Origin of the sequence: Streptomyces sp. NRRL S-646, assembly GCF_000720765.1 — a bacterium.
Taxonomy (GTDB): domain Bacteria; phylum Actinomycetota; class Actinomycetes; order Streptomycetales; family Streptomycetaceae; genus Streptomyces.
The window spans coordinates 1-250 of the sequence record NZ_JODC01000140.1 but is presented as its reverse complement, the minus strand read 5'-3'; the positions used below and the strand labels follow the sequence as shown (position 1 = coordinate 250).

The 250-nt window shown below is 68.8% G+C and carries 1 protein-coding gene; it reads left to right on the top strand.

Translation table 11 applies throughout. The features are described from left to right. Positions 1-250, top strand: a 250-nt coding sequence (locus tag IH68_RS51520) for a beta-ketoacyl synthase N-terminal-like domain-containing protein (RefSeq protein ID WP_159403918.1), incomplete at both ends; no start/stop codon positions are given.

Sequence of the window (250 nt, the reverse complement as noted above, 5' to 3'; positions counted from 1 at the left end):
CGGTTTCGAGGGTCCTGCGGTGACGGTGGACACGGCGTGTTCGTCGTCGCTGGTGGCGTTGCATCTGGCCGCGCAGGCGCTGCGGGCGGGTGAGTGCGACATGGCACTGGCTGGTGGTGTGACGGTGATGTCGACCCCGGAGATGTTCGTGGAGTTCTCGCGGCAGCGGGGGCTGGCGGTGGATGGTCGGTGCAAGGCGTTCTCGGACGGCGCGGATGGTACGGCGTGGTCGGAGGGTGTGGGTCTGCTG